The sequence below is a fragment of the Methylobacterium soli genome (assembly GCF_008806385.1).
In the GTDB taxonomy this organism is placed as follows: Bacteria; Pseudomonadota; Alphaproteobacteria; order Rhizobiales; family Beijerinckiaceae; genus Methylobacterium; species Methylobacterium soli.
Genome location: NZ_VZZK01000002.1, coordinates 1 through 26,378, shown reverse-complemented (window position 1 = coordinate 26,378; position 26,378 = coordinate 1). Strand labels below are relative to the sequence as shown.

Sequence of the window (26,378 nt, the reverse complement as noted above, 5' to 3'; positions counted from 1 at the left end):
GCGACGCTACTTCACGTTCGCCCGCTCGGCCGCGAGCCGCTCGGCGCGTCCGCGCTCGTCGGTGGTGAGGCCGGTCAGGGTCTGGTCGAGCCAGGCGTCCGAGAGACCCTGCGCGGCGGCGGCGAGATTCCAGGCGGCCGCTTCCACGAGGTTCTTCGACACGCCGCGCCCGACGGCGTAGAGCCGCGCGACCCGGTTCTGCGCGATGGCGTTGCCGCGGGAGGCCGCGTGCAGGAAGTAGCGGGCGGCCCGGGGCTCGTCCTTGGTCAGGCCCGTGCCGTTGAACAGCAGGATGGCGAACTCGACCTCCCCGGCGAGATCGCCGTTATCGGCCGAGCGCCGGAACCACTCGGCGGCCTTGCTCGGATCCTTCGGCACGCCGCGGCCCTGCAGGTAGAGAACGCCGAGATCGTGCTGGGCCGGGCCGAGCTCCGCATCCGCCGCCTTGCGGAACAGGGTCGCGGCCCGGGCCTGATCGGCGTCCGTCCCGGAGCCGAGAAGGAGCAGCGCGAGGTTGTAGGCGGCGCTCGGCTGGCCGGCCTCGGCGGCCTGTTCGAGCCAGCGGCGGCCGGCCTTCGGGTCCTTCGTCATGCCGCGGCCGTCGATCGCCATCAGCCCGAGGGAGGCCATGGCCTGCGGCTCGCCCTGCGCGGCGGCGAGGCGGTACCACTCGGCGGCCTTCACGGCGTCCTGCCGGATTCCGAGACCCTGATTGTAGAGTTCGCCCAGCAACGTCATCGCCGCCACATCCTTGCGGTCGGCCTCGATGCGCTTCGTGGCCTCGCGAAAGGCGGTCACGTACTGGCCCCGCTGATAGGCGCCGTAGGCGAAGTCCGGGGCCTTGTCCGAAGGCGGGGGGCGGGCGCCGCCGGTGAAGTTCGGCGTGTAGGGCGAGGGCAATTCGCGCGTCGGCGCCTTCGGGGCCCCGCCCTTGGTCTCGGCGCTCCCGGTCTCGCCCGTGGGAGGCTTCGTGGTCGCGGCGGGCTGCGTCGGCGCGGCGAAAGCCGCCGTGACGACCAGGGACATTGCTGCCGCGAGCGCTCCCGCCCGACTCACGAAGTCGCTCCGGAGGCCTCGACCAGGGCCTGCGCCCGCGCCACCGCCGCCGCATCCGACAGCCAGATGCCGCTCTCGAGCCCGACGAACTCGGCACCGGTCACGGCGAGGCCGGCGATCTCGGCCTCCGTCGCCGCCACCGCGATGCAGGGCGTCTCGAAGATCTCCGCCCACCAGGAGGCCCGCTCCCAGACCGCGTCCGAGTCGGGCACCGCCCCGTCGGGATAGGCACCCCCGACCATCAGGTAGTCGATGCCGGTCTCGCCCGCATCCATCGCGGCGTGACGAGTCTCGAGGCCGCCGGTGCCGAGGATGCGCCCATCGCGCAGGCGCGCCCGCAGGTCGCCGAGGGCGCCCTCGCCGGGCTTGTCCAGGTGGACGCCGTCCGCACCGCCGCGGGCGGCGACGCTGACGAGATCCCCGTCGAAATCGGGGCAGGCCACCACGAGGGCCGCGCCGGTCTGCTGCGCGGCCGGCGCGATGCGCTTCACCAGGGCGACGAGGCTGCGCTCGTCGCTCGAGGCGAGGCGCAGCAGCACGGCGGCTACGTCGCCGACGGCGCAGGCCGCCGTGAGGGCCTCCACGAGGCCCTCGGCTTGGCTCCCGTCGACGCGGTGCGGCGTGAGGAGGGCGAGGCGGGTCTGCGGTTCGGTCATGGGAATCCGCAAACGGCTCAGCGGGCCGAATCGATCTTCGGGTCGAGGGAGCCGTCGGCGTAGCGCTTGGCCATCGCGCCCACGGAGACCGGGCGGATCTTCGAGCCCTGGCCGGCGGTGTTGAATTCCTCGAAGCGCTGCTTGCAGAGCTTCGTCATCGCGTCCATCGCGGGCTTCAGGTACTTGCGCGGATCGAACTCGGCCTTGTTCTCGGTGAGGATCTTCCGGATCTGGCCGGTCATCGCCATGCGGTTGTCGGTATCGATGTTGATCTTGCGCACGCCGTGCTTGATGCCGCGCTGGATCTCCTCGACCGGCACGCCCCAGGTCGGCTTCATCTCACCGCCGAACTGGTTGATGATGTCCTGCAGGTCCTGCGGCACCGAGGAGGAGCCGTGCATCACGAGATGCGTCGAGGGCAGGCGGCGGTGGATCTCCTCGATCACGTTCATGGCGAGCACCGCGCCGTCGGGCTTGCGGGTGAACTTGTAGGCGCCGTGGCTCGTGCCCATCGCCACCGCGAGCGCGTCGACCTTGGTGGCCTTCACGAACTTCACGGCCTCTTCGGGATCGGTCAGCAACTGGTCGTGGGAGAGCTCGCCCTCGGCGCCGTGGCCGTCCTCGGCCTCGCCCGTGCCGCTTTCCAGCGAGCCCAGCACGCCGAGCTCGCCCTCGACCGAGACGCCCGCCCAATGGGCCATCTCGGAGACCTTGCGGGTGATCTCGACATTGTAGGCGTAATCCGCGGGCGTCTTGCCGTCGGCTTTGAGCGAGCCGTCCATCATCACGGAGGTGAAGCCGTACTGGATCGCCGTGGCGCAGGTGGCTTCGTTGTTGCCGTGGTCGAGATGCATGCAGACGGGGATGTGGGGATAGATCTCCACCAAGCCGTCGATCATCTTGGCGAGCAGGACGTCGTTGGCGTAGGCGCGCGCGCCGCGGCTCGCCTGCAGGATCACCGGGCTGTCGGTGGCGTCCGCCGCCGCCATGATGGCCAGCCCCTGCTCCATGTTGTTCATGTTGAAGGCCGGCACGCCGTACTCGTACTCGGCCGCGTGATCGAGAAGCTGCCTCAACGTGATCCGCGCCATGATCTCACTCCTCGTCGCAAAGGGCCTGGTGTCAGCCGATATATAGGCGCTGCGGCAACCGTGGCGGGCATCGCGGCGCGAAAATTTCGTGGTATTTCCGGCTTGGCGCGCGCCGTTGAGCCGGCACCGCCGGCACGCGCCCGGAGGCCCGAGCGATGGGTGCCGCGGATGAGCCCGGGACAGCGCCCGGGCGGTTCCGTCGCGGGAGCGGCCTACTTCGCCCGCAGGGCCTCGACGCCCGGAAGGGCCTTGCCCTCGAGCCATTCGAGGAACGCGCCGCCCGCGGTCGAGACGTAGGAGAAGGTCTCGCCGACGCCCGCGTGGTTGAGGGCCGCCACGGTGTCGCCGCCGCCCGCCACCGAGACGAGGCGGCCGGCCGTGGTGCGGGCGGCCGCGTGGCGCGCCGCCGCCACGGTCGCGGCGTCGAACGGCGCGAGCTCGAAGGCGCCGAGGGGGCCGTTCCAGACCAGGGTCGCGGCCTCGTCGATCGCCGCGTCGATCTCCGCCACCGATTGCGGGCCGGCATCGAGGATCATGCCGGTCTCCGGCACGGCATCGACGCTCACCGTCTCGTGGGGCGCGTGCGCCTTGAAGTCGGAGGCCACGACGGCGTCGACCGGCAGGATGATGCGGCAATCCGCAGCCTTGGCGGCCTCCAGGATGCGGAGCGCGGTGTCCGAGAGGTCCTTCTCGCACAGCGACTTGCCGACGGCCTTGCCCTGCGCGTGCAGGAAGGTGTTGGCCATGCCGCCGCCGATCACCAGCATGTCGACCTTGGCCACGAGGTTCTGCAGAAGATCGATCTTCGAGGAGACCTTGGCGCCGCCCACGAGGGCGATCACCGGCCGCTTCGGGGCTTCCAGCCCCTTCGTCAGCGCGTCGAGCTCGGCCTGCATCAGGCGGCCCGCATAGGCGGGCAGCCGGTGGGCCAGCCCCTCGGTCGAGGCATGGGCCCGGTGCGCCGCCGAGAAGGCCTCGTTGACGTAGAGGTCGCCGTTCTCGGCCAGCGCCTCGGTGAAGGCCGGATCGTTCTTCTCCTCGCCCGCGTGGAAGCGGGTGTTCTCGAGGAGCAGCACGTCACCGTCCTTCAGGGCAGCGACGGCGGCAGCGGCGGCCTCGCCGACGCAATCCGGCGCGAAGGCGACCGGGCGTCCGAGGTGCCGGCTCAGGGTCTCGACGATGGGCGCGAGCGAGTCCTTCGGGTCGGGCTTGCCCTTCGGACGGCCGAAATGCGCCAGCAGGATGACCCGGCCGCCCTGTTCGGCGATCTCGCGGATCGTCGGCACCACGCGCTCGATCCGGGTCGCGTCGGTGACGCGCCCGTTCTCCATCGGCACGTTGACGTCGACCCGCAGCAGCACGCGCTTGCCCTGCAGGGCGCCGGCATCGTCGAGGGTGCGAAAAGCGGTCATCCTGGCTTCGTATCCGGTTTGGAGGCAGCTGAACGGCAGACGGGCTCAGCGCGGGGGCGGGAGCAGGTTCTGGAGGTTGAGGCGCTGCACGGCGACCATCAGCACCACCGTCAGGACGGCGGTGATGACCGCCGTGAGGACGAGCGCCCCGGCACCCGGCAGGCGCTTGGTGCGGTCGGCCACGCCGCGCAGCTCCGTGCGCAGGGCGGCGAGGTCGGACTGGCGGGCGGCCTCGTTCATGCGCGTCGAGGCGTTCTCGACCTTGTCCTCCACCCGCGAGAGCAGGGCCTCGGACCGGGCGTACTTGTCCTCGATCCGCGCGCACTTGTCCTCGATCCGCGCGAGCTGGTCGGCGAGGTGCGAGCCCGAGATCGGGCCGCCCTGAACCGGGGCCGGCTTTCCGGCGACCGGCACGGGCGCCCTCGTCTCCGCGGGGGCGGGCGGCTGCGTGGGGGGCGTCGGCACCGGGGCGGTGGGCGGCGAGGCGGGGATGAAGTTCGGGTCCGTCGCGGTCCTCGGCGAAGGGTCGGTCATCTCAGGCACACCTCTGCGTTCAGGAGCGGATGCGGCTGACCCGCAAGGCTCCATGTATCATCGGTTGGCGGACCGGGTCGTGCGAAGACGCGACCGGCCAAGCTGCCGGTGCGCCTTCGCACGTCGATCCTGGATCTCGCTCCCGAGATCCGCCCTCAGATGAGCTTGGCCATGGCCACGGCCGTGTCGGCCATGCGGTTCGAGAAGCCCCACTCGTTGTCGTACCAGGACAGGATACGCACGAAGGTGCCGTCCATGACCTTGGTCTGGTCGAGGTGGAAGGTCGATGAATGGGGATCGTGGTTGAAGTCGATCGAGACGTTGGGCTGGTCGGTATAGGCGAGAACGCCCTTGAGCGGCCCGTCCGCCGCGGCCCGGATCGCGTTGTTGATCTCCTCGACCGTGGTCTCGCGCTTGGCGGTGAACACGAGGTCGACCGCCGAGACGTTCGGGGTCGGCACGCGGATCGAGGTGCCGTCGAGCTTGCCCTTCAGCTCCGGCAGCACGAGGCCGACGGCCTTGGCCGCGCCCGTGGAGGTCGGGATCATCGAGAGCGCGGCGGCACGGGCCCGGTACAGGTCCTTGTGCATCTGATCGAGCGAGGGCTGGTCGTTGGTGTAGGAGTGGATCGTGGTCATGAAGCCGCGCTCGATCCCGACGAGATCGTTGAGCACCTTGGCCACCGGCACGAGGCAGTTGGTCGTGCAGGAGGCGTTCGAGATCACCCGGTGGTCGGCCGTCAGCTTGTCGTGGTTGACGCCGTAGACCACCGTGAGGTCGGCCCCGTCGGCGGGGGCCGACACGATCACCCGCTTGGCGCCGGCCTCGATATGGGCCTTGGCCTTGTCCTTCGAGGTGAAGATGCCGGTGCATTCGAGGGCGATGTCGACGCCGAGCTCGCGATGCGGCAGCTCGGCCGGGTTGCGCACGGCCGTGACCTTGATGCGCTGGCCGTCGACGACGATGAAGTCGCCCTCGACCTCGACCTTGGCGTTGAAGCGGCCGTGGATCGAATCGAAGCGCAGGAGGTGAGCGTTGGTCTCGACCGGGCCGAGATCGTTGATCGCCACCACCTCGATGTCCTTGCGGCCGGCCTCATGGATGGCGCGCAGAACGTTGCGGCCGATGCGTCCGAACCCGTTGATGGCAACCTTCACCGTCACGGCGTGCTTCCTTCCTGGTGCGCGGCGCCGAGGCTCGAGCGCCGTCCGTCGATGAGAGCGGGCCTTGGCCGCGGGCCAAGGCCCGCTCCGTGCAAAACCCGGCCCGCTCTGTGCGAAACCTGTTTGAACCTGCGATGAACCGAAGCCACGCCCGGTCTCGCTCCGGCGCCGAGGATCATCCAACGAGGGGATGACGCGCGCGGGGACCTGGGCAATGTCACGGGCTGGATTCCGGCAAATTTCGCCGTCACCAGCAGGTGAGCGGGCGGCGGCTGTCTAGCATGGCGCTCCGGGCTGTCAAAGCGCGCGGCGTGACAATCCCCCGATGATGACCGGCGACCCGACTCGGTACGGGGACGCACGAAGATTTCCCGCACGAATTCGGACAGGCGCGGCTAGAAATCTTGGGCCGTCTGGCCGAAACCTTGCCGCGGGAGGCGAACCATGACCTTGACGACGCGGAGCCCGGGCGCGCCATGACGGCGATCGACGATGCGCTGACCCGGCTCGACACCGCGCTCGGCCGGCTCGAAGCCACGGTGACGCGCCGCCTCGAGGCGGAGCGGAGCCCGGACGAGCGCGAGATCGAGCTCGCCCTAATGGCCGAGGACCGGGCCCGCCTGGCGGCCGCCCTCGACGCCGCGAGCGCCCGCCTCGCCGAGGTCGAGGCCACCGCGGACGCCGTCGGGGCGCGCCTGGACCGGGCGATCGACGCCGTCGAGGGCGTGCTGACCCGGCCGTCCGACGATCCGCGTCCCGCCGCCTGAGACCGGACCCGATCCCGACCATGCCCCAGATCAACGTCACCATCGACGGCAAGAACTACCGGATGGCCTGCGGCGACGGCGAGGAGGCGCATCTCTCCGCGCTCGCCGCCGGCCTCGACGCCCGGATCGGCGAGATGCGCCGCGCCTTCGGGGAGATCGGCGACATGCGCCTCCACGTCATGGCGGCCCTGACGGTCTCGGACGAATTGGCGGAGCTGCGTCGCCGCATGGCCGCCCTCGAGGCCGAGACCGCCGCCCTGCGCCGTGAGGCCGAGGGCGCGGTGGCCGGACAGGCCGAGCGCGACGCGCAGATCGCCCGCGGCGTGAGCCGGGCGGCCGAGCGGATCGAGCGCCTGGCCCAATCCCTCGCCGGCGGCTGAGCCGGCCGGATGTTTTTGTGGGTCCGGCCGGCCCGCCGCCCCTGGCGCGGGCGCCGCCGCGACGCTACATGGGGTCTGCGGGGCTGCAGGGTTCGTCAGGAGAACTTTTCCCCGGGGCCTTATCGACTCCCTCGGGAGCTGTCCCTGGCCTCGTCCCTGGACCTGGCCAACACGGCGCCCACCTACTCTGTAGGTTTCCCGGGATCGACACTCCAACGGCTCACGTGGCTCCGCACTCCTCCACTCCCCCCAGCACCCCCTCTGCAATCAGCGCCCTCAAGGCCGATCTCCGCCGGGAGGCGCTGGCGCGACGCGACGCCCTCGACCTCGATCACCGCCGCGCCGGCGCGCGCCGTATCGCCGAGATCGTCCTGGCCGTGCCGGGCCTCGCCGAGGCCCCGATCGTCGGGGCGTTCTGGCCGATCCGCAGCGAAGTCGATCCGCGGCCGATCATCGAGGCTCTGTTCGCGCGCGGGCAGCGCGTCGCGCTCCCCAAGGTGACGCCGGACGGGCTGGTCTTCCGCGAGTGGCGCGCCGGGGAGGCCCTGGTGCGCGGCGGGTTTGGCCTCAGCGAGCCCCGGGACGACCTGCCGCCCCTCGATCCGACCGCCCTCGTGGTCCCGCTCGCCGCCTTCGACCGGCGCGGGCAGCGCATCGGCTACGGGCGCGGCTACTACGATCACGCCATCGCGCGCCTTTCCGAGGCCGGCCCGGTCCTCACCATCGGCATCGCCTTCGCGGTCCAGCAGATCGCCGAGGTGCCGGCCGAGCCGCATGACCGACCCCTCGATCACCTGATCACCGAGGACGGCCCCATCCCCCTGCACAAGGTCTGACCCCGCCGATGCGCCTCCTCTTCCTCGGGGACGTCGTCGGGCGTCCGGGCCGCAGCGTCGTCACCGACCGGCTTCCGGGCCTGCGCGAGCGCTGGCGGCTCGATTGCGTCGTGGTCAACGGCGAGAACGCGGCCGGCGGCTTCGGCATCACCGAGAGCATCTGCGACGAGATCCTCCAGGCCGGCGCCGATGCGGTGACGCTCGGCAACCATTCCTTCGACCAGCGCGAGGCGCTCGTCTTCATCGCCCGCCAGCCGAAGCTGATCCGCCCGGCCAATTACCCCCCCGGCACGCCGGGCCGGGGCGCCGCCATCGTGGAGACGCACAAGGGCGCGCGCGTCCTCGTGGTGAACGTGATGGGCCGCATCTACATGGATGCGATGGACGATCCCTTCGCGGCCGCCGAGCGCGAACTCTCCGCCTGCCCGCTGGGCGAGGCGGCCGATGCCGTGATCGTCGACGTCCACGCGGAGGCGACGAGCGAGAAGCAGGCCTTCGGGGGCTTCCTCGATGGCCGCGCGAGCCTCGTGGTCGGCACCCACACCCACGCCCCCACCGCCGATCACCGCATCCTGCCCGGCGGCACCGCCTACCTCTCCGATGCCGGAATGTGCGGCGACTACGACAGCGTGCTCGGCATGCAGAAGGACGAGCCCCTGCGCCGCTTCCTGCAGAAGACGCCGGGCTCGCGCCTGGAAGCCGCGCAAGGGGAGGGGACCCTCTGCGGCGTCGCGGTCGAGACCGACGACGCGACCGGCCTCGCCACGCTGGTGGCGCCTGTGCGGTTCGGGCCGCACCTCGAGGAAACCTGGCCCCGCGCCTGGGATTAGCGACATTCCGTCGGGTTGGGCGCGCGGCGCCGACTTGATCGGACCTACGCCTGTCTTCACACTGCGCGCCTGATGATCCGGCGTACCGTTCAAGATTGAAGCGGTCCTGAGCCTGCAATCGAAGAGTTGCGACCGATGGCAGCCCGCTCCGCAGCCCCGACCCTGACGAAGCCCGGGATCTTCCTGGTGCGGATGCTGGTGTTCCTGATCCTCGTCGGGTTCCTGGCCTTCGTCCTGTTCCGGCAGATCACCCCGGCCTTCCTGGCGAATCCCGGCCTGAACGGCCTCATCCTCGGCGTGCTGCTGATCGCGGTGCTGCTCGCCTTCGGGCAGGTCGCGCGCCTCTACCGCGAGGTCTCCTACGTGAACGCGGTGGCGGCGGGCGAGGCGCCGCGGCGGGCTCCAAGCCTGCTCGCCCCCCTGGTTCCGGCGCTCGCGGCGCGGCGCGAGGGCGGGACGCTGCCCAGCGCGCGCGCATTCCTCGACACGGTCGCGGCCCGCCTCGACGAGGGCCGCGACATCCTGCGCTACATCGCGGGCCTGCTGATCCTGCTCGGCCTGCTCGGCACCTTCTGGGGCCTCATCGATACGCTCTCGGCGGTGGGCTCCGTCATCAAGTCGATGCGGGGCGGCGGCGAGGCGAGCGTGATGTTCGACGAGCTGAAGAACGGCCTCGCGGTGCCGCTCGCCGGCATCGGCCTCGCCTTCTCGGCCTCGCTCTTCGGGCTCGCCGGCTCCCTCATCATCGGTTTCCTGGATCTCCAGGCCGGTCAGGCGCAAGGCCGCTTCCACAACCAACTCGAGGATTGGCTGATGTCCGGCGAGGCCGAGGCGGCGGCGCCCCTGGCCCTTGCGCCACGCGCGGCCGGCCACGATCCCGCCTCCGCGGCGGAGCTGAGGGAGGCCGTCGACCGGCTCACCGCCGTGATCTCCGAGGGCGCGAACGGACGGACCGCCACCCAGGCGATGACGAACCTCGCCGAGGGCATCCAGGGCCTCGTGCAGCACATGCGCGCCGAGCAGCAGATGATCCGCGACTGGGTCGAGGCGCAGGCGAGCCGCGAGCGCGAGCTGAAGCAGGTCCTCGACCGTCTCGGCCGCGAGCGGGTCTGAGCCGGTGGCCTCCCGCCTCGCGCGGCGCGAGCGCACCCTCAACGTCTGGCCGGGCTACGTCGACGCGCTCGCGACGCTCCTCCTCTCGGTGGTGTTCCTGCTCACGATCTTCGTGGTCGGCCAGTTCTTCCTGTCCCAGGAAATCAGCGGGCGCGACACGGTGCTGCTGAAGCTGAACCGCCAGATCGCCGATCTCACGGATCTCCTCGCCCTCGAGCGCTCGAACCGTCGGGCTCAGGAGGAGACCGCCCAGAACCTGCGCACCACCCTTCTCTCGGCCGAGGCCGACCGCGACCGCCTGCGGGCGCAGGCCGAGGCCGGCAGCACGGCCCAGGGACAGACCTCGGATCTCGACAAGCAGCTCCAGGCCGAGCGCGGTGCCGCCGCGCGGGCGCTGACGCAGGTCGATCTCCTCAACGAGCAGATCAGCGCCATGCGCCGCCAGCTCGCCGCCCTGGAGGATGCCCTCGCGGCCTCCGAGGCGCGCGACCGCGAGAGCCAGGCCCGCATCGCCGATCTCGGCAGCCGCCTCAACGTCGCGCTCGCCCAGAAGGTGCAGGAACTGGCCCGCTACCGGTCGGACTTCTTCGGCCGCCTGCGCCAGATCCTCGGCAGCCGCAGCGACATCCGGGTCGTCGGCGACCGCTTCGTCCTGCAATCCGAGGTGCTGTTCCCCGCCGGCTCCGCCGCCCTGAAGCCGGAGGCCGGCCCCGAACTCGACCGCATCGCCGGCGCCATCCTCGACCTGTCGAAGCAGATCCCGCCCGATCTTCCCTGGGTCCTGCGCGTCGACGGGCACACCGACGCGCGGCCGATCGCGAGCGCGCAATTCCCCTCGAACTGGTCCCTCTCGGCGGCGCGCGCCATCGCGGTGGTCCAGTACATGGCCGCCAGGGGCATCCCGCCCCAGCGCCTCCTGGCCGGCGCCTTCGGGGAATTCCAGCCCCTCGACGCTGGAACCACCGAGGAGGCCTACGCGAAGAACCGCCGGATCGAGCTGAAGCTGACCGAGCGGTAGTCCGGGCTCAGAGCCGCCCGGGCGCTACTCGGCCGCCGGGAGCGTGGCGTGGCGCGGGCGCACCTCCTTGCCGCGGGCCGTCTCGTCGAGGGCATCGGTGAATTGCAGGGCGGCGAGCTGCGCGTAGAGCGCCCCCTGCGCCAGCAGGCTCTCATGCGTGCCCTCCTCGACGATCCGGCCGTCGTCGAGGACGAGGATGCGGTCGGCCGCCCGGATCGTGGCGAGGCGGTGCGCGATCACCAGGGTGGTGCGGCCTCGCATCAGGGTGTCGAGGGCGGATTGCACCGCGCGCTCGCTCTCGGCATCGAGGGCCGACGTCGCCTCGTCGAGGAGCAGGATCGGGGCGTCCTTGAGGATCGCGCGGGCGATGGCGATCCTCTGGCGCTGGCCGCCGGACAGGGTCACGCCGCGCTCGCCCACCGGGGTGGCGTAACCCTGCGGCAGGGCCCGGATGAACGTATCCGCGTTGGCGAGTTCCGCCGCGCGGCGCACCTCGGCCTCCGTGGCCGCGGCGCGCCCGTAGGAAATGTTCTGAAGCACCGTGCCGGAAAACACCGTTGGGTCCTGCGGAACGAGGGACAGGCGCTCGCGCAGGGCCTCGGGGTCGACCCGGGCGATATCCACGCCGTCGACCCGCACGGTGCCGGTCTGCGGGTCGTAGAAGCGCAGGAGGAGTTGCAGCACCGTGGTTTTGCCGGCCCCGGACGGACCCACGAGGGCGATCCGCTCGCCGGGCCGGACCGTGAAGCTGATGCCGTCGAGCGACGCGTGCCCGGCCCGGGTCGGGTAGGCGAAGCGCACGGCATCGAAGGCGACCTCGCCGCGCGCCGGGCGCGGCAGGCTCAGGGGATCGGCCGGCGTCGCGATGGCCGGCTCGGACGCCAGGATCTCGCCGAGACGCTCGGCGGCGCCCGCGGCCTGGGCGAGTTCGCCGTAGACTTCCGAGAGCTGTCCGAGGGCGCTCGCGCCGAAGACGGCGTAGAGCACGAACTGGGAGAGCTGTCCGGCCGTCATCGCGCCGCTGAGGACGCCCTGCGCGCCGTACCACATCACCCCGACGACGCTCGACGAGATCAGGAAGATCGCCACGCCGGTGAGGAGCGCGCGCGCGCGGATCGAATCGCGGGCGGCCGCATAGGCGTTCTCGGAGGCCTCGGCGAAGCGGGCGGCGGTCGCCGCCCCCATGCCGAAGGCCTGCATCGTGCGCACGGCGCCCACCGCCTCGGCCGCATAGGCGGAGGCATCGGCGAGCCTGTCCTGCGCGGCCCGCGAGCGGCGGCGCACGCCTCGTCCCGACAGGATGAGCGGAAACACGATCAGGGGAATTGCCACCAGCACCAGGATCGAGAGCCTGGGGCTCGTGATCACCATCATCACCACCGCCCCGATGAACAGGAAGGCGTTGCGCAGGAGGATCGAGATCGAGACGCCGAACACGGATTTGACCTGCGTCGCGTCCGCCGTGAGCCGCGAGACGATCTCGCCGGATTGCGCCTTGTCGAAGAAGGCGGGGTCGAGGATCGTCAGGCGTCGGAACACGGCGGAGCGCAGGTCCGCCACCACGCGCTCGCCGAGCGTCACCACGGTGTAGTAACGCCCCGCGCTGGACAGAGCCAGGATCGCGACGACCCCGAGGAGGGCCAGGAAATAGGCGTCGATGACGCTGTGGCCCTCGGCCGAGAAACCGTGATCGATCACCCGGCGCATGGCGATCGGGACGGTCAACGTCGCGCCGGAGGCGGCCAGCAGCGAGATGAAGGCGGCGAGGATGCGGCCGCGATAGACGGCCGCGAAGGGAATCAGCGGACGCAATGCGCCGAGCGGCGCCTTCCCGCGCCCCTCGCTGCCGCTCCCCTCGCTGCCGCGGCTCTTGTTACGGGCGGCCATCGTGCCTCATCGTCGTTGCTCCCTGACTCGGGTGTCTTCTACGCTTGTTCGCGGCTTAAGGCTGCGGTATACGCGCGCCTTCATCCGATTGCGCGTGTTCAATGGCCGCGGGCCGCCAGACGGGCCGGTCGGCGTGGCTATTCGAGGACTTCGTCATGGCAAAGAGTGCGGCCGACAAGGCCAAGGGGACCGAGCATCCCGACTACCATTTCATCAAGGTCGTGATGACCGATGGGTCCGACTACATGACCCGGTCGACCTACGGCAAGGAGGGCGACACCCTCAATCTCGACATCGATCCGTTCACCCACCCGGCCTGGACCGGCGGTGAGCAGAAGATGCTCGATCGCGGCGGGCGCGTCTCGCGCTTCAACTCGCGGTTCGGCAGCCTCAGCTTCGGCAAGAAGTAATCCGGCTCGGCAGACCGCGCGCCTTCGGGTGCGCGGGGCCTCAAACGACGCGAGCGGGCGGCACCCACGGTGCCGCCCGCTCGCGTTTTTGCGCTTCCGTTCGGGCGTTCCCCGGGCCGAAACGCCCGGACAACGCGCGCCGATCTCTTAATGCGCGCTGCCCGGGAAAGCCGAGCGCAGCAAACCCTGTTGGGCCGCCACCGGGCTCTCCCGGGTCGTCGGTGTCGGGCGGTCGTCCGAGATCAGCGTGTCGAGATGCAGGATACGGGCGTGCAGGCGGCGGGCCCGCATCACGAGGGCTTGCAGGCGCAGCGGCAGCATAGCCAGGGCTTCGGCGCGCACGGGCTCCGGCATCGCGAGCTTCACCCGCGTCTTCTCCTGCAAGGCCTGCCCGGGCGTGATCTCACCCTCGGAGACGGCGCGCTGCACGAGGAGCCAGGAGGCGATCTGCATCAGCAGGGTGGTGAGACGCATGCTCTCGGCGGCGTAGCCGAGGGTGGCGTCGCGCGAGATCAGGCGCGATTCCTCGCGGCCTTCGCCGTCGAGATAGGCGGCCGTCTCCTCGACCAGCGCCATCCCATCCCGAAACAGGGCCCGGAACGCCTCGGACGCGACGTAGGTCTCGCCGAAATTGACCCAGTCCCGCTCGTCCCGGAACGTGACGTCGAACCCGTTCATTGTGCCTCCTGTGCCGCGGCCGGTGCGGATCCGTCCCGAATTGGAACGCGACCGGCGCCTTCACGGCCCACGGCGCAACTCTAGCGCCGAACCCGAATTTTCGCTGGGCTAACCGGGGGGTAACGTTAACGGGGCCAGGAGGTGCCGCAGCGTCCGATCCGGCACGGACCGCCTTCGACGAAAAAAAAGCCGCCCGGGTGAGGGCGGCCTTGGATGAGTCTACAGGGAGGCATCAAACAGAGTGGACGGAGGTACCACTCGACATCCAGACATCTGGACTGCCTCCTTCATGGACCGGAAAGGTTAACGGCCGGTTAAAGGCCGCCTCAGGCCGCCATGCTCTCGAACAGGCCTCGCCCATCGGTCCCGCCGACAAGCCCTTCGACGAAGTTCTCCGGATGCGGCATCAAGCCCAGGACGTTGCGCTGCTCCGAGTAGATGCCGGCAATCGAATTCAAGGAGCCGTTGCGGTTGGCATCGACGGTGAGCGTCCCTTGCGCGTCGCAGTACCGGAAGGCGACGCGACCCTCGCCCTCGATCCTGGCGATCGTCTCGGGATCCGCGAAATAATTGCCCTCGCCATGCGCGACGCAGACGTCGATGACCTGACCCTGCGCGTAGGCCGAGGTGAAGCGGGTGTCGTTCCGCTCGACGCGCAGCAATTGCCGATGGCAGATGAAGCGCCGGTTGACGTTGCGCATCAGCACGCCCGGTAGGAGCCCCGATTCGCACAGGATCTGGAAGCCGTTGCAGATGCCGAGCACCAGACCGCCCCGGGCCGCATGCGCCCGCACCGCATCCATCGCCGCCGCGCGCCCGGCGATCGCCCCGCATCGCAGATAGTCACCATACGAGAACCCGCCCGGCAGAACCGCGAGGTCGGTGCCCTCGGGAAGCGCGGTGTCGGCGTGCCAAACCGTGACAACCTCGGCGCCCGCGAGCTTGAGCGCCCGCGCCACGTCGGCATTGCGGTTGGACCCGGGGAAAACCACGATGGCGGCGCGCATCAGACGATCTCGATCGCGTAGTTCTCGACGACCGTGTTGGCGAGGAGCTTCTCGCACGCGGCCTTCAGGGTTGCCTCGGCGTCAGTGCCGTCCGTCGCGGCGATCTCGACGTCGAAGACCTTGCCCTGCCGGACGCTGCCGACATCGTCGATGCCGAAGGATTTCAGCGCGGACTCGATCGCCTTGCCCTGCGGGTCCAGCACGCCTGTCTTCAGGGTGACGATGATTCGCGCTTTCATGGCAGGACACTCGTGTGATTGCGGGGCGGAGCGCCGTTCAGGCGTAACGGATGCGCGGACAACGAACCAGTGGGCGCCGGCCTGAACGATCGTCGGGACCGGTGCTCACGAGGGCCCGGTCAGCGTCGCGACGTCGGGGTGGAGCGAAGGGGCTCGATGCTCGTCGCGCGGCGCCAGAGCTGCAGCATGATCCAGGCGGCGAACAGGCTGAACAGCCCCATCAGCACGTGGCCGACGCGGTCACCGAGGTCCAGCAAACCGGCAAGGGCCCAGCCTGCGGCGATCGCCACGGCGAAGACCTCGGTCCCGACCAGCACCATCATGCTGACGATCGTGATCAGGTTGCGCGTGTTCACGTGGCTGGCATCCGTCGTAAATCGGGGTTCGGCGCGGATCGATCGGCGCCGGACCGTGGCGCAGTAGCCCGATTGGTCGGTGCTGCGCAACCGCGCGGCCCGGATGGCGGCGGCTTACCCCGGGGCGGTACGTGATTCCGGTGGACACGAACCCGCCCCGGCGCGCCCCGCAAGAGGCGGCGCCGAAGCGGGTCCGATCTCAGCGCGGCGCCCGCTTGGCGAGGATGCGCTGCAGCGTCCGGCGGTGCATGTTGAGCCGGCGGGCCGTCTCGGAGACGTTGCGGGCGCAGAGCTCGTAGACCCGCTGGATGTGCTCCCAGCGGACCCGGTCGGCCGACATCGGGTTCTCGGGCGGATCGGCCCGCTCGCCCGGCTGCGCCATCAGGGTGCCGTGGATCTCGTCGGCGTCGGCGGGCTTGGCCAGATAGTCGAAGGCCCCGAGCTTCACGGCGGTCACGGCGGTCGCGATGTTGCCGTAGCCGGTCAGGATGACACCGCGCGCCTCGGGGCGGCGTTCCTTCAGGCGGGCGATCACGTCGAGGCCGTTGCCGTCGCCGAGCCGCATGTCGATCACCGCGAAGGCCGGCGGACGTGCCTCAACCATGGAGACGCCCTCGGCCACGCTCTCGGCGACCTGAACGTGATAACCGCGGCTCTCCATGGCGCGCGCCAAGCGCGTCGAGAAGGGCTTGTCGTCATCGACGATCAGCAGGGAGCGGTCGCTGAAGGCGGCCAGGGGATCGTTCTCGGCAAGGGGCATGGCGTCGGCGCCGGGCGCCGACATTCCGGTCTGCGTCAGCATCGACGCTCCTCCAGTTTCATCGTGTCTGTTCAGCACCTTATATAGGTGTCGGGTCGCGTTGCGTCAGGGGCTGCGCAACACTGAATTCGGGGATCTGTCGGGGCGTCGCGCCGCGCTCGAAGATAGGGCGCGCCCAGGAGATTCGCACGATGGCGCCGCGCATTCCGGGTTGCGAGGCATTGGAGAGCGTGAGTTGGGCGCCCGACCGCTCGATCAGGGTCTTGGCGATGAAGAGCCCGAGCCCGAGCCCGGCGCCGACGGTCTCGCCGCCGACGACCCGGTCCGGGCTGCGGGTCGTCACGTAGGGCTCGCCGGCGCGCAGCAGGACCTCGCTCGAGAAGCCCGGACCATCGTCGCGGATCTCGAGGGAGACGCGGTCGAGCGTCCAGCGCGCCTCGACCACGACCCGCGATTCTGCGAAGTCGAGGGCGTTGTCGACGATGTTGGCGAGGCCGAACATGACGCCGGGGTTGCGGCGGCAGACCGGCTCCGGTCCTTCGCCCTGGTTCGAGGCCTCCAGGATGGTTCCTAGCGCGCGCTGCGGGGCGACCAGCTCCTCGACGAGGTGGCTGAAGCTGACGGTCTGGAGAAATCCGCCCTGGTCCCCATCGAGGGAGGTGAGCTTCGAGAGAATTCCGCGGCAGCGGTCGACCTGCTCGCGCAGGAGGCTCAGATCCTCCGCCACGGCGGGCGAGGCGGTCGGCCCGAGCTGGCGCACCAGCTCCTTGGTCACGACCATGATGGTCCCGAGCGGCGTGCCGAGCTCGTGGGCCGCCGCGGCCGCGAGGCCATCGAGCTGGGAGAGATGCTGCTCGCGGGCGAGAACCAGCTCCGTCGCGGCGAGCGCCTGGGCAAGCTGGCGCGTCTCCTCCGCCACCCTCCAGGCATAGACCCCCGTGAAGGCGGTCCCGAGCAGGATCGCGGTCCAGACCCCGGAAATATACAGGAACGGCAGCTCGATGCGCCCGTCCGAGAACCAGGGCAGCGGCCTGTGGACGAGGGCCAGCAGCGTGGCCAGGCCGATGGCGAGCAGCCCGAGCGCGAGCGTCCGCTCCGGCGGCAGGGCGGTGGCCGAGATCAGGACGGGGGCGAGGAACAGCAGCGAGAAGGGGTTCTGCAGCCCCCCGGTCAGGAAGAGCAGGGCGGCGAGCTGGATGATGTCGAAGGCGAGGAGCAGGGCCGCGGAATCGTCGCTCAGCCGATAGCTCGCGGGGAAGCGGATCCGCAGGGCGAGGTTCAGCCAGGACGAGGCCGCGATCACGAGGAAGCACCACCCGAAGGGCAGGGCGAGGCCGAGCCCGAACTGGGCACCGACGACCGCGGCGCTCTGCCCGGTGATCGCGAGCCAGCGCAGGCGCACGAAGGTGTCGAGCCTCAAATGGCGTGCATCGCGGACGAAGCCGCTCGTGCTCGTGTCTGACATGTCCTGCTGACGATAGGGTGCGGAAGGAAACCGTCCAGTTCTCTCTTCAGAGCCGTTATGCGGCGATTCATCCGGGAACCGCTAGGATCGCCTTCATGTTGCCACCTGCAGGTCGAAATCCTGTGGTGCTGATCGAAGTAGAGGCGCTTCCCATGGACTTGGCTTACTTCTGGTACGAGGGGGCGAGAGCAATGCTGACGCCGGCGCGCGTCGGCGCCGACATGGTCCGCCACAGTCTCTCGAACCCGGCCAATCCGATGGCGTACTCGCCCTATGCCCGCTCGATGTCGGCGGGGTGCGAGATGTTCGAGCGCGTCACGCGCCGCTACGGCAAGCCGAGCTTCGGCATCACCGAGACGCGCATCGACGGCAGGTCCGTCCCGGTCCGCGAGCGGATCGTGTGGGAGCGGCCCTTCTGCCGCGTCATCGCCTTCGATCGCGGTTTCCTCCAGGCGCGCGCGGAGGAGCAATCGAAGCTTCTCATCGTGGCGCCGATGTCCGGCCACTACGCCACGCTCCTGCGCGGGACGGTCGAGGCGATGCTGCCCAATCACCAGGTCTTCATCACCGATTGGACGGATGCCCGCATGGTGCCCCTCATCGAGGGGCGCTTCGATCTCGATACCTACATCGATTATCTCAAGGACATGTTCCGTGACCTCGGGCCGGACCTGAACGTCATGGCCGTGTGCCAGCCCGCCGTGCCGGTCGCGGCGGCGGTCGCCGTGATGGAGGCCGAGGCAAGTCCCTTCGTTCCCGTGTCGATGACGCTGATGGGCGGTCCGATCGACACGCGCCGCTCGCCGACGGCCGTGAATTGCCTCGCGCAGGAGCGCGGCCAGAACTGGTTCGAGCGCAACTGCATCACCTTCGTGCCGCCCCTGTATCCGGGCGCGTGGCGGCAGGTTTATCCGGGCTTCCTGCAGCTCTCCGGCTTCATGGCGATGAATCTCGACCGGCATGTCAGCGCGCATGCCGAGATGTTCGACCATCTGGTGACCGGGGACGGCGATTCTGCCGAGAAGCACCGTGAATTCTACGACGAGTATCTCGCCGTGATGGATCTCACGGCGGAGTTCTACCTCCAGACGGTGAAGGCCGTCTTCGTCGACCACGCGCTCCCAAGGGGGGAGATGCGGCATCACGGCGTCCCGGTCGATCTCGGGGCGATCCGGCGCTGCGGCATCCTCGCCGTCGAGGGTGAGAACGACGACATCTCCGGCGTCGGGCAGACGCAGGCCGCCCTCGACCTGACGCCGAACCTGTCGCCCTCGCGCAAGGCGTACCACCTGCAGAGCAGCGTCGGGCATTACGGCGTGTTCAACGGCTCTCGTTTCCGCACGGTGATCGCGCCGCGCATCAGCGCCTTCATCCGGGAGATGGCGCGCCAGCCGGCGGAGGCACAGCCCCACCTTCGGCGCGTCGTGTGAGGCGCCGCGCCTCTTGAAAACGGCCGCGCCGGGCCCGGCGTGACTGGAGAGCCGGACCGCGTGAGGCTAAGCTGGCCTCATGCCCATCGCCCTTCTGCGCCGGCCCGACCCGGATCATCTCGACGTCGTCCATGATGGCGAGAATTTCCGCATCTCCGTCCGCCGGCTTCCGAGCGCGCGCCGACTGACGCTGCGCGTGTCGCAGGCGACCGGCGAGGTCGTGATCACGTTGCCCGCACGGACCGCCATCGCGACGGCGCAGCGCTTTGCCGTGAGCCATGGCGGCTGGATCGCGGCGCGCCTCGCGCGGCTGCCCGAGCGCGTGCCCTTCGCACCCGGCGAGGTTCTCCCCTTGCGCGGCGAGGCTCACCGGATCGTCCATCGGGGTGTTCGCAGCGGCGCCACCACCCTCGACCGCGACGGCAGCGCGCCGGCCATCTCGGTTTCCTGCGAGGAAGCCCACGTGGCGCGCCGGGTGCGCGACTTCCTGGAGCGGGAGGTTCGGCGCGATCTCCAGGCCTCTGTCGGCCGCTACACCGAGGCCCTGGGGCAGGGCCCCAAGCGCATCACCGTGCGCGATACGCGCAGCCGCTGGGGATCCTGCACAGCGCGCGGAGACCTGAACTTCTCCTGGCGGCTGATCCTGGCCCCGCCGATGGTGCTCGATTACCTCGTCGCTCACGAGATGACGCATCTGCGGGAGATGAATCACTCGAACCGGTTCTGGACCCTCCTCGGCAGCCTCTGCCCGCAGGTCGACGAGGCGGAGGCCTGGCTCAAGCGGCACGGCGCGAGCCTGCACCGCTACGGCTGAGCTGGGACGCCGCTTCAGCCCTTGGAGCGGAGGACCCGCACCTCCTCGACAGGCCAGGTCGGCCGTGGATCGACCTGACCGGGATAGAGCGTGCGCGGTGCGACGCTGTCGCAGACTTCGCGTTGCCGGACGATCGTCGCATGCCCGTCCGCATCGCGGCGGCGCACATAGCCGCCATCCCGGCAGAAGCCGGCGATCTCGGCCGCGCGCCCGTTGCGGCGGCCGTAAGGATTGCGGGAGACCGGCGGGTGCTCGATCGTCAGCGGTCCATCGCGGTTGAGGGAGCGCTCGATATAGGTGGTCTCCCCGATCGGGAGCGGTTCGGCCGCAGCCTGGGAGAGGCCAGCGAGAACGAGGATGACCGGCAGGGCGAGGTGACGCATGGCGGGCGTTCCGGTGCGAGGGACGGGTCAGCTTCACACGTAGAGCGTAGCGGCACGCGCGGATAGCTCATTATGGCAACAATGAGCCCGCCGTCTTCGCTTGACAGCGCACGGCTCAGCATGGTCGGAACACCGGGCTTTCGGCTCTGCGCCCTCTCGGCGCCGGGGCGCTCGTAGAGGGATCGGCGCGTGGGTCTGCGAACTGGGCTGGCAGCGGCAAGGCGTTTCACCGTGGCGCTCGCCCCCGCATTCCTCGCGCTTGCCGGGGCCTGCCCCGCCGTTGCGCAGGGCATGGTGCGCAAGACCTTCGACGATTGGCAGTTGCGGTGCGAGACGCCGGCCGGGGCCAAGGCCGAGCAATGCGCGATGGTGCAGTATCTCGCCGCGGAGGACAGGCCGAACCTGACCCTCGTGGTCATCGTCCTGAAGACCGCCGACAATCGCGGCTACCTCCTGCGTGTGGTGGCCCCGCTCGGGGTTCTGATTCCCTCCGGCCTCGGTCTGAAGATCGATCAGACCGATATCGGCCGCGCCGGTTTCGTGCGCTGCCTGACGACGGGATGCGTCGCCGAGGTGGTGATGGACGAGAACCTGATCCGTCAGTTCAAGTCCGGTACGCAGGCGACCTTCATCGTCTTCCAGACGCCCGAGGAGGGGGTCGGGATTCCGCTGTCGATGAAGGGTTTCGGTGCGGGCTTCGACAGCCTGAAGTAGAAATCGCAGACAAGGGCCGCGAGGACGCGAGACGGCATGGTAGGGACAAGCCGGCGGGATCACGCGAAGCAGGGACAGTTATGGCGCGGCGGTCTGCTGGCGCTCGGGTTGCTGGCGGCCTCGGGGGCACGGGCCGAGGACGGCAACTTCCTGTCGAACATCTTCAAATATGGCGGGACGACCGTTCCGCCCTCGCAGGCGCCGGAACTGGAGGCGGCCTATTGCCCGCCCGTCGGGGTCGCGGAGGGGGGCGCGGCCTTGCAGGCCATGGGCGGGCAGGTCGGCAATGCGGCGAGCATCCGGACGCAGATGAGCCTCGGGCAACTCGCACGGGAGTGCACGCGGCGCCAGGACGGATCGATCGGCGTCAAGGTCGGGGTGGAAGGGCGCGTGCTGCTCGGGCCTGCCGGTGCGGCCGGTCGGTTCGACGTGCCGCTCACGATCGCGATCAAGTACGACGACAAGGTGGTGACCTCGCGCTCCCGCCGGACCTCGGTGACGGTCGCGCCCGGCGAGGCCCAGGGGTTCTTCTCGATCATCGAGGAAGACCTCGTGGTCCCGGCCGCCATGGGGCGCGATTACGAGATCGAGGTCGGACTTGGCGGTGCGAAGGCGAAGGCGAAGCCGCCCGCGCGCCGCAAGGCGCCGCCGGCGGCGGCCGCGTCCGGTGGCGATGGAGCCACGCAGTGAACCGCCCGCACAGGGGCGCGAGGGTGACGACCTGATCCGACCGCGTTCCGCCCGTCCGTGGCTCGGCCGGCAAACCGATTTCCACTTCGTCCCCACCGACGATCCGGTCTTCGACCGGAGTCTCGTCATCGCGGGCGATGCCCGCGACGGCTGGATCGTTCTCAGCTACCGCACCGATCCGACGGCCCTGCCGACACGGCCGATGCTCCGCCTGATCCGGGCAGACGGCTCGGTGCAGGATTTCGTTCTGCCGGGCGTGACGCTGACCCGCGCGCACTGGCTCGGGCTGCTGCCCTCCGACGTCACCGAGATCCGGTTGGCCGTCACCGCCGGTTCGGGTTTCTCGCTCGAACGCGTTGGCCTGCGCAGCCATGCGAGCCTGTTCTGCGATTGCCTGGTCCGGCGCCCCCTGCGGGCGGTCGCGGCTTTGTACGAGCGGATGCGCCGCGACGAGCGCCGGTTTCGCGACATCCTGCGCGGCGCCTGCGCGGTCACGCCGAGCGCCCGCTTTCCGGCCTGGGCGGCCGGGCGGGACGATCGCGCGCCGGCAACCCGTCATGCCTCCGGGCCGAAGATCCGCGTGCTCATCCCGGTGCGATCGGGGGAGGGGAGGGGGCTTTCCCGAACGATCGAGAGTCTGCGCGCGCAGACCCATGCGGACTGGACGGCCGACATCCGGTGGGAGAACCGGGAGGCCGAGACCGGGATCCCGCAGGATGGCCGGGTCAGCCACGCAGCATGGCAGGACGCCGCGCTTCGAGGGGAACTTGCCGCCGAGGCCGATGCGCTCTGCCTCCTCATTCCCGGAGAAACGCTGGATCCCGACGCCCTGGCGCTGCTCGCGCACCCGATGGCGAGCCGGCCGGAGCTCGATCTGATCTACGCCGACGCGCAGCACAGGGAAGGCCTGCCCGCCCTCAAGCCCGATTGGAGCCCCGATCTCGCCCGCGTCACCGGATATTTCGATACCCCGGCTCTGCTCTCGCGGGGGCTGATCGCCGGGCTGCCGAACCGGCCCGTCGGGCCGATCGATGCCTTCGCGGAGGAGCTTCGTCTCGGCGTGGCCTCGGCCGCCCGCCACGTGGTCCATATCCCGCGCGTCCTCTGCCGGACGCCGCGCTGGCCCTCCGACCTGATCCCGGCGGCGGGAGTGCTCTCCACACACCTCGCTGCGATTGCGGCCCCGGCCGAGACCGAGATGAGGGGCGGGTCCGTCGATCTCCGATGGCGCATGCCGCAGCCGGCCCCCGCGGTGAGCATCGTGATCCCGTCCCGCGACCGGTTCGACCTGATCTCCCGGGTCTGCAGAGGCCTCCTTCACGAGACGCATTATCCGGCCATCGAGATCATCATCGTCGATAACGGCTCCACCGACGCGGCGGTGCTCGATTTCTACCGGACGCTGCGCCGCGACCCTCGGGTTCAGATCATCATCGAACCGGCGCCGTTCAATTTTTCCGCGATGGTCAACCGGGGCGCGGCGGCGGCGACCGGCGACATCCTGGTCCTCCTCAACAACGATGTCGCGATCCTGGAGGCGACCTGGCTCGACGCGATGGTCCGCCAGGCCGCGCGCCCCGAGATCGGGGCTGTCGGCGCCAAGCTCCTGTACGGCAACGGGACCTTGCAGCACGCGGGCGTCGTCGTCGGGCTCGGGGGCCGTGCCGGGCATATCCTCAGGCGCCGGCCCGCCGGGACACCGGGCCGCCTCGGGCGCCTGCGCGTCGCCCACGAGGTCTCGGCCGTCACCGCCGCCTGCCTCGCCGTCTCGCGCGACAAGTATGAGGCGGTGGGGGGATTCGACGCCGAGGCCTTTCCGATCGATTTCAACGACGTCGATTTCTGCCTGCGCCTCGGCCAGGCCGGGTACAGGACGATCTGGACGCCGGCCGCGACGCTCGCACATCTCGAATCCGTGAGCCGCGGACCGGCCGTCGGCGAGGCGCGCCAACGCTTCGAGCGCGAGGCGGATCGCTTCGTCACGCGCTGGCGCGACGTGATCCGGCACGATCCCTATTACCACCCGGCCCTGTCGCTCACGACCTTCGGCGAGGATCTGGAATAGGGCCGCCGAACGAGACAGGGGCCACCGCTCGCGCGTGGCCCCTGTCTCGTTCGATGATGCTCGGGGGCCGGCCCCTCGATCCTACTGGACGAGGCGCGGACCGCCCGTCTGGACCTTCTCGTTCTCGGACATGATCCCGAGCCGCTTGGCCACCTCGGTATAGGCCTCGATCAGGCCGCCGAGATCCTTGCGGAAGCGATCCTTGTCGAGCTTGTCCGAGGACTTGATGTCCCACAGGCGGCAGGAATCCGGGGAGATCTCGTCGGCCACCACGATCCGCATCATGTCGCCCTCCCACAGGCGCCCGGTCTCCATCTTGAAGTCCACGAGACGGATGCCGACGCCGAGGAAGAGGCCCGACAGGAAGTCGTTGACCCGGATGGCGAGCGCCATGATGTCGTCGATCTCCTGCGGCGTCGCCCAGCCGAAGGCCGTGATGTGCTCCTCCGACACCATCGGGTCGTTGAGCTGGTCGTTCTTGTAATAGAACTCGATGATCGAGCGCGGCAGCTGCGTACCCTCTTCGAGGCCGAGCCGCGTGGCCAGCGAGCCGGCGGCCACGTTGCGCACTACGACCTCGAGCGGAATGATCTCGACCTCGCGGATGAGCTGCTCGCGCATGTTCAGGCGGCGGATGAAATGGGTCGGCACGCCGATGTCGTTGAGGTGCTGAAACACGAATTCCGAGATCCGGTTGTTCAGCACGCCCTTGCCGTCGATGATCTCGTGCTTCTTCGCGTTGAAGGCGGTCGCGTCATCCTTGAAGTGCTGGATCAGCGTCCCGGGCTCCGGTCCCTCGTAGAGGACCTTCGCCTTGCCCTCGTAGATGCGACGGCGGCGGTTCATAGGCGTGTACCGTGGTTTGAGGAAGTCCATGGGCCGTGACTCCAGGGCGACGAGAACGTTGTGCGGAATCCGCGGCGTGGCGACCTGACGGGAGGTCGGGCCGCGAGAGCACAACATTGCCGAAGGCCCTCGGCGACCGCCTGGCAAACTAGCCGAAGCGGACTTTCAGCACAACGCGTTGGCCGGGCTCCCGATCCCGCGCCGGCATCGGCCCGGTGGCGTGATCGGCCGCGCCGGGCGGCGTCGCCGGCCTGGCAGGCGATCGCGGCCCGGCGCCCGCCGGTGCCGTATCCTGAGGCGCGTCACACCGTCTTCGACGGGTAGCGGCAGAGATCGCGGATGGGGCATCGGGGGCATTCGGGCCGGCGCGCCTTGCAGATGTAGCGCCCGAACAGGATGAGCCAGTGATGCGCGTTGAAGCGGTAGGGCGCCGGCACGAGGGCCTCCAACCCGACCTGCACCTTGTCGGTGGTCGGTGCGACGACGAGGGGGATCCGGTTCGCGACCCGGAAGATGTGGGTGTCGACCGCGATGGTCTCCTCGCCGAAGGCGACGTTGAGCACCACGCTCGCGGTCTTCGTGCCGACGCCCGGAAGGACTTCGAGGTCGCGGCGCGCGCGCGGCACCACCCCGCCATGTTGCTCCACCAGGATGCGCGACAGGGCGACCACGTTCTTGGCCTTGGTGTTGAAGAGCCCGATGGTGCGGATGTAGCCGCGCACGGCGTCCTCGCCGAGGGCGACCATCTTATCGGGCGTATCCGCGATCGCGAAGAGCGGGGCGGTGGCCAGGTTCACGCTCCGGTCGGTCGCCTGCGCGGAGAGGACCACGGCCACCAGCAAGGTGTAGGGGTTGCGGTATTCCAGCTCCGCGCGGGGCTCAGGGTTGGCGGCGCTCAGCCGCGCGAAGATCTCACGCACGCTCGCGGCGTCGACGGGGCCGGGCGCGGTCTCGAGATGCGCCACGATCGGCCGGGCGAGCCTGCCTCCGACCGATGCATTCTTGATAGGGGACGACTTCCGGGCGGCCATCTGCGCGTTATATTGAGCCCATGGCGAGCGGCAACCTCTCTGCCCATCCGGATGGGCTCGATCCGAACACGATCGAGCGTCCCGTCTTCGCGGCGACGATCCGGCCGCATCAATCGCTCGGCCGAACGGGGTTCCGCGCGGTGATGGCGGGATGCTGCCTGGTCTCGGCCGCGACCTCGATCTGGTGCTGGCGCATGGGCTTCTGGCCGATCGCCGGGTTCTTCGGCCTCGACATGATCGCGCTCTACGCGGCCCTGAAGGTCAGCTTCCGGCGCGGACGCTCCTTCGAGGAGGTGATGATCTCGCAGCTCGAAGTGCTTCTCGCGCGGGTCAGCCATCGCGGCGAGCGGCGCGAATGGCGCTTCAATCCCCTCTGGACGAAGCTGACGACGGTGGAGGACGAGGAATACGGGCTCCAGCGCGTCACGTTGATCTCGCGTCGCGAGCACGTCGTGGTGGCCCGGGACGCCTCGCCGGACGAGCGCGCCCGCGTCGCCCAAGGTCTCACCCGCGCCCTGGCCGAGGTGAAGAAGGGCTATTGAGGCGAAAGCCACGCCGAGCGGAGGCGTGACGGGAGGCGCGCGAGGCTCCGACCTTCGGCTCCGGACCGCCTGGATCTGTCATCGGGATGTCGCGGGGTTCTGCTCCTTCGTTCGTTTTTGGGTTGACGGGTTTGGGCGCGGTGCGTATACCGCTGCTCATCGGCGCCGGCCGCGGAAGCGGCCCGGTCGCTGAAACGTCTCTTGG

At 69.9% G+C, this 26,378-nt stretch carries 29 protein-coding genes and 1 other RNA gene; 14 read left to right on the top strand and 16 right to left on the bottom strand.

The features are described 5' to 3' along the window. Positions 1–6: 6 nt before the first annotated feature. The 6 genes from F6X53_RS02240 to gap all read right to left on the bottom strand — a co-directional run bounded on the left by F6X53_RS02240 (position 7) and on the right by gap (position 5,912). Complete coding sequence (locus F6X53_RS02240) at positions 7–1,026, bottom strand: tetratricopeptide repeat protein (protein ID WP_150997361.1); 1,020 nt, start codon at positions 1,024–1,026, stop codon at positions 7–9. Positions 1,027–1,052: 26 nt separating this feature from the next. Then, positions 1,053–1,712, bottom strand: a complete 660-nt coding sequence (locus F6X53_RS02235; protein ID WP_150996805.1) for a thiamine phosphate synthase — start codon at positions 1,710–1,712, stop codon at positions 1,053–1,055. A gap of 17 nt (positions 1,713–1,729) precedes the next feature. Continuing rightward, a complete protein-coding gene (fba, locus tag F6X53_RS02230; RefSeq protein WP_150996803.1) occupies positions 1,730–2,803 on the bottom strand; it encodes a class II fructose-bisphosphate aldolase in 1,074 nt (357 codons plus the stop codon). Between the two features lie 212 nt (positions 2,804–3,015). Continuing rightward, positions 3,016–4,215, bottom strand: a complete 1,200-nt coding sequence (locus tag F6X53_RS02225; protein ID WP_150996801.1) for a phosphoglycerate kinase — start codon at positions 4,213–4,215, stop codon at positions 3,016–3,018. A 45-nt stretch (positions 4,216–4,260) separates the two neighbouring features. Further along, a complete protein-coding gene (locus tag F6X53_RS02220) occupies positions 4,261–4,749 on the bottom strand; it encodes a hypothetical protein (RefSeq protein WP_150996799.1) in 489 nt (162 codons plus the stop codon). A gap of 155 nt (positions 4,750–4,904) precedes the next feature. Next, a complete protein-coding gene (gap, locus tag F6X53_RS02215) occupies positions 4,905–5,912 on the bottom strand; it encodes a type I glyceraldehyde-3-phosphate dehydrogenase (protein WP_150996797.1) in 1,008 nt (335 codons plus the stop codon). Positions 5,913–6,388: 476 nt separating this feature from the next. Between gap and F6X53_RS02210 the strand changes: the two genes are divergently transcribed. The 7 genes from F6X53_RS02210 to F6X53_RS02180 all read left to right on the top strand — a co-directional run bounded on the left by F6X53_RS02210 (position 6,389) and on the right by F6X53_RS02180 (position 10,856). Then, positions 6,389–6,679, top strand: a complete 291-nt coding sequence (locus F6X53_RS02210; RefSeq protein ID WP_150996794.1) for a DUF4164 family protein — start codon at positions 6,389–6,391, stop codon at positions 6,677–6,679. Positions 6,680–6,699: 20 nt separating this feature from the next. Next, positions 6,700–7,059, top strand: a complete 360-nt coding sequence (locus F6X53_RS02205; RefSeq protein WP_150996792.1) for a cell division protein ZapA — start codon at positions 6,700–6,702, stop codon at positions 7,057–7,059. A gap of 77 nt (positions 7,060–7,136) precedes the next feature. Next, positions 7,137–7,294, top strand: a non-coding RNA gene (ssrS, locus tag F6X53_RS02200) — 6S RNA. Further along, a complete protein-coding gene (locus F6X53_RS02195) occupies positions 7,284–7,895 on the top strand; it encodes a 5-formyltetrahydrofolate cyclo-ligase (RefSeq protein WP_150996789.1) in 612 nt (203 codons plus the stop codon). Before ssrS ends, F6X53_RS02195 begins: the two co-directional genes overlap by 11 nt. 8 nt (positions 7,896–7,903) lie before the next feature. Next, the gene (locus tag F6X53_RS02190) at positions 7,904–8,725 is read left to right on the top strand and encodes a TIGR00282 family metallophosphoesterase (RefSeq protein ID WP_150996787.1); all 822 of its coding nucleotides are present in this window, start codon (positions 7,904–7,906) and stop codon (positions 8,723–8,725) included. Positions 8,726–8,860: 135 nt separating this feature from the next. Then, positions 8,861–9,838: a MotA/TolQ/ExbB proton channel family protein gene (locus F6X53_RS02185; RefSeq protein ID WP_150996785.1), complete on the top strand. Its 978-nt coding sequence runs from the start codon at positions 8,861–8,863 to the stop codon at positions 9,836–9,838. 4 nt (positions 9,839–9,842) lie between these two features. Further along, complete coding sequence (locus tag F6X53_RS02180; protein WP_150996783.1) at positions 9,843–10,856, top strand: peptidoglycan -binding protein; 1,014 nt, start codon at positions 9,843–9,845, stop codon at positions 10,854–10,856. Positions 10,857–10,880: 24 nt separating this feature from the next. Here F6X53_RS02180 and F6X53_RS02175 read toward each other — a convergent pair whose 3' ends face one another. Next, positions 10,881–12,743: an ABC transporter transmembrane domain-containing protein gene (locus F6X53_RS02175; RefSeq protein WP_150996781.1), complete on the bottom strand. Its 1,863-nt coding sequence runs from the start codon at positions 12,741–12,743 to the stop codon at positions 10,881–10,883. A 155-nt stretch (positions 12,744–12,898) separates the two neighbouring features. On the opposite strand from F6X53_RS02175, the gene rpmE reads away from it, so the two are divergent. After that, a complete protein-coding gene (rpmE, locus tag F6X53_RS02170) occupies positions 12,899–13,153 on the top strand; it encodes a 50S ribosomal protein L31 (protein ID WP_150996779.1) in 255 nt (84 codons plus the stop codon). A 147-nt stretch (positions 13,154–13,300) separates the two neighbouring features. Here the strand turns inward: rpmE and rcdA are convergent, their stop codons facing one another. The 6 genes from rcdA to F6X53_RS02140 form a co-directional block, all read right to left on the bottom strand. Further along, positions 13,301–13,831, bottom strand: a complete 531-nt coding sequence (gene rcdA, locus F6X53_RS02165; protein ID WP_150996776.1) for a protease adaptor protein RcdA — start codon at positions 13,829–13,831, stop codon at positions 13,301–13,303. A gap of 326 nt (positions 13,832–14,157) precedes the next feature. Next, a complete protein-coding gene (gene purQ, locus F6X53_RS02160) occupies positions 14,158–14,838 on the bottom strand; it encodes a phosphoribosylformylglycinamidine synthase subunit PurQ (protein WP_150996774.1) in 681 nt (226 codons plus the stop codon). After that, on the bottom strand, positions 14,838–15,077 hold the full coding sequence (gene purS / locus F6X53_RS02155) for a phosphoribosylformylglycinamidine synthase subunit PurS (RefSeq protein ID WP_150996772.1): 240 nt from the start codon (positions 15,075–15,077) through the stop codon (positions 14,838–14,840). Before purS ends, purQ begins: the two co-directional genes overlap by 1 nt. A gap of 119 nt (positions 15,078–15,196) precedes the next feature. Continuing rightward, on the bottom strand, positions 15,197–15,433 hold the full coding sequence (locus F6X53_RS02150) for a hypothetical protein (protein ID WP_150996770.1): 237 nt from the start codon (positions 15,431–15,433) through the stop codon (positions 15,197–15,199). A 199-nt stretch (positions 15,434–15,632) separates the two neighbouring features. Further along, positions 15,633–16,235 (bottom strand): ActR/PrrA/RegA family redox response regulator transcription factor, encoded by a 603-nt coding sequence (locus F6X53_RS02145; RefSeq protein WP_150996768.1) that lies wholly within the window; start codon positions 16,233–16,235, stop codon positions 15,633–15,635. Between the two features lie 37 nt (positions 16,236–16,272). Then, positions 16,273–17,658, bottom strand: a complete 1,386-nt coding sequence (locus F6X53_RS02140) for an ActS/PrrB/RegB family redox-sensitive histidine kinase (RefSeq protein WP_150996766.1) — start codon at positions 17,656–17,658, stop codon at positions 16,273–16,275. Positions 17,659–17,810: 152 nt separating this feature from the next. Here F6X53_RS02140 and F6X53_RS02135 point away from each other — a divergent pair, with 152 nt between their 5' ends. Together F6X53_RS02135 and F6X53_RS02130 are read left to right on the top strand one after the other, a co-directional pair. Next, positions 17,811–19,088, top strand: a complete 1,278-nt coding sequence (locus F6X53_RS02135) for a polyhydroxyalkanoate depolymerase (protein ID WP_150997359.1) — start codon at positions 17,811–17,813, stop codon at positions 19,086–19,088. A 79-nt stretch (positions 19,089–19,167) separates the two neighbouring features. Beyond that, positions 19,168–19,902 carry a M48 family metallopeptidase gene (locus F6X53_RS02130; protein ID WP_150996763.1) on the top strand — a complete coding sequence of 245 codons (735 nt, stop codon included), beginning with the start codon at positions 19,168–19,170 and terminating at the stop codon, positions 19,900–19,902. Between the two features lie 14 nt (positions 19,903–19,916). Here the strand turns inward: F6X53_RS02130 and F6X53_RS02125 are convergent, their stop codons facing one another. Beyond that, positions 19,917–20,285, bottom strand: coding sequence for a hypothetical protein (locus F6X53_RS02125; RefSeq protein ID WP_150996761.1), 369 nt, complete (start codon positions 20,283–20,285; stop codon positions 19,917–19,919). Between the two features lie 189 nt (positions 20,286–20,474). Here F6X53_RS02125 and F6X53_RS02120 point away from each other — a divergent pair, with 189 nt between their 5' ends. The 3 genes from F6X53_RS02120 to F6X53_RS02110 are packed head-to-tail and all read left to right on the top strand — an operon-like array spanning position 20,475 to position 23,754. Continuing rightward, positions 20,475–20,999, top strand: coding sequence for an invasion associated locus B family protein (locus F6X53_RS02120; protein ID WP_373875964.1), 525 nt, complete (start codon positions 20,475–20,477; stop codon positions 20,997–20,999). A 36-nt stretch (positions 21,000–21,035) separates the two neighbouring features. Beyond that, positions 21,036–21,689 (top strand): hypothetical protein, encoded by a 654-nt coding sequence (locus tag F6X53_RS02115; protein ID WP_150996759.1) that lies wholly within the window; start codon positions 21,036–21,038, stop codon positions 21,687–21,689. After that, positions 21,673–23,754: a glycosyltransferase family 2 protein gene (locus F6X53_RS02110; protein ID WP_150996757.1), complete on the top strand. Its 2,082-nt coding sequence runs from the start codon at positions 21,673–21,675 to the stop codon at positions 23,752–23,754. The genes F6X53_RS02115 and F6X53_RS02110 overlap by 17 nt, the downstream gene beginning before the upstream one ends. An 81-nt stretch (positions 23,755–23,835) precedes the next feature. Here the strand turns inward: F6X53_RS02110 and purC are convergent, their stop codons facing one another. Both purC and nth read right to left on the bottom strand, forming a co-directional pair. Then, on the bottom strand, positions 23,836–24,630 hold the full coding sequence (gene purC, locus F6X53_RS02105) for a phosphoribosylaminoimidazolesuccinocarboxamide synthase (RefSeq protein WP_150961889.1): 795 nt from the start codon (positions 24,628–24,630) through the stop codon (positions 23,836–23,838). A 272-nt stretch (positions 24,631–24,902) separates the two neighbouring features. Then, complete coding sequence (gene nth / locus F6X53_RS02100; RefSeq protein WP_150996755.1) at positions 24,903–25,631, bottom strand: endonuclease III; 729 nt, start codon at positions 25,629–25,631, stop codon at positions 24,903–24,905. Between the two features lie 20 nt (positions 25,632–25,651). Between nth and F6X53_RS02095 the strand changes: the two genes are divergently transcribed. After that, a complete protein-coding gene (locus tag F6X53_RS02095; RefSeq protein ID WP_150996753.1) occupies positions 25,652–26,173 on the top strand; it encodes a DUF2244 domain-containing protein in 522 nt (173 codons plus the stop codon). Positions 26,174–26,378 lie beyond the last annotated feature (205 nt).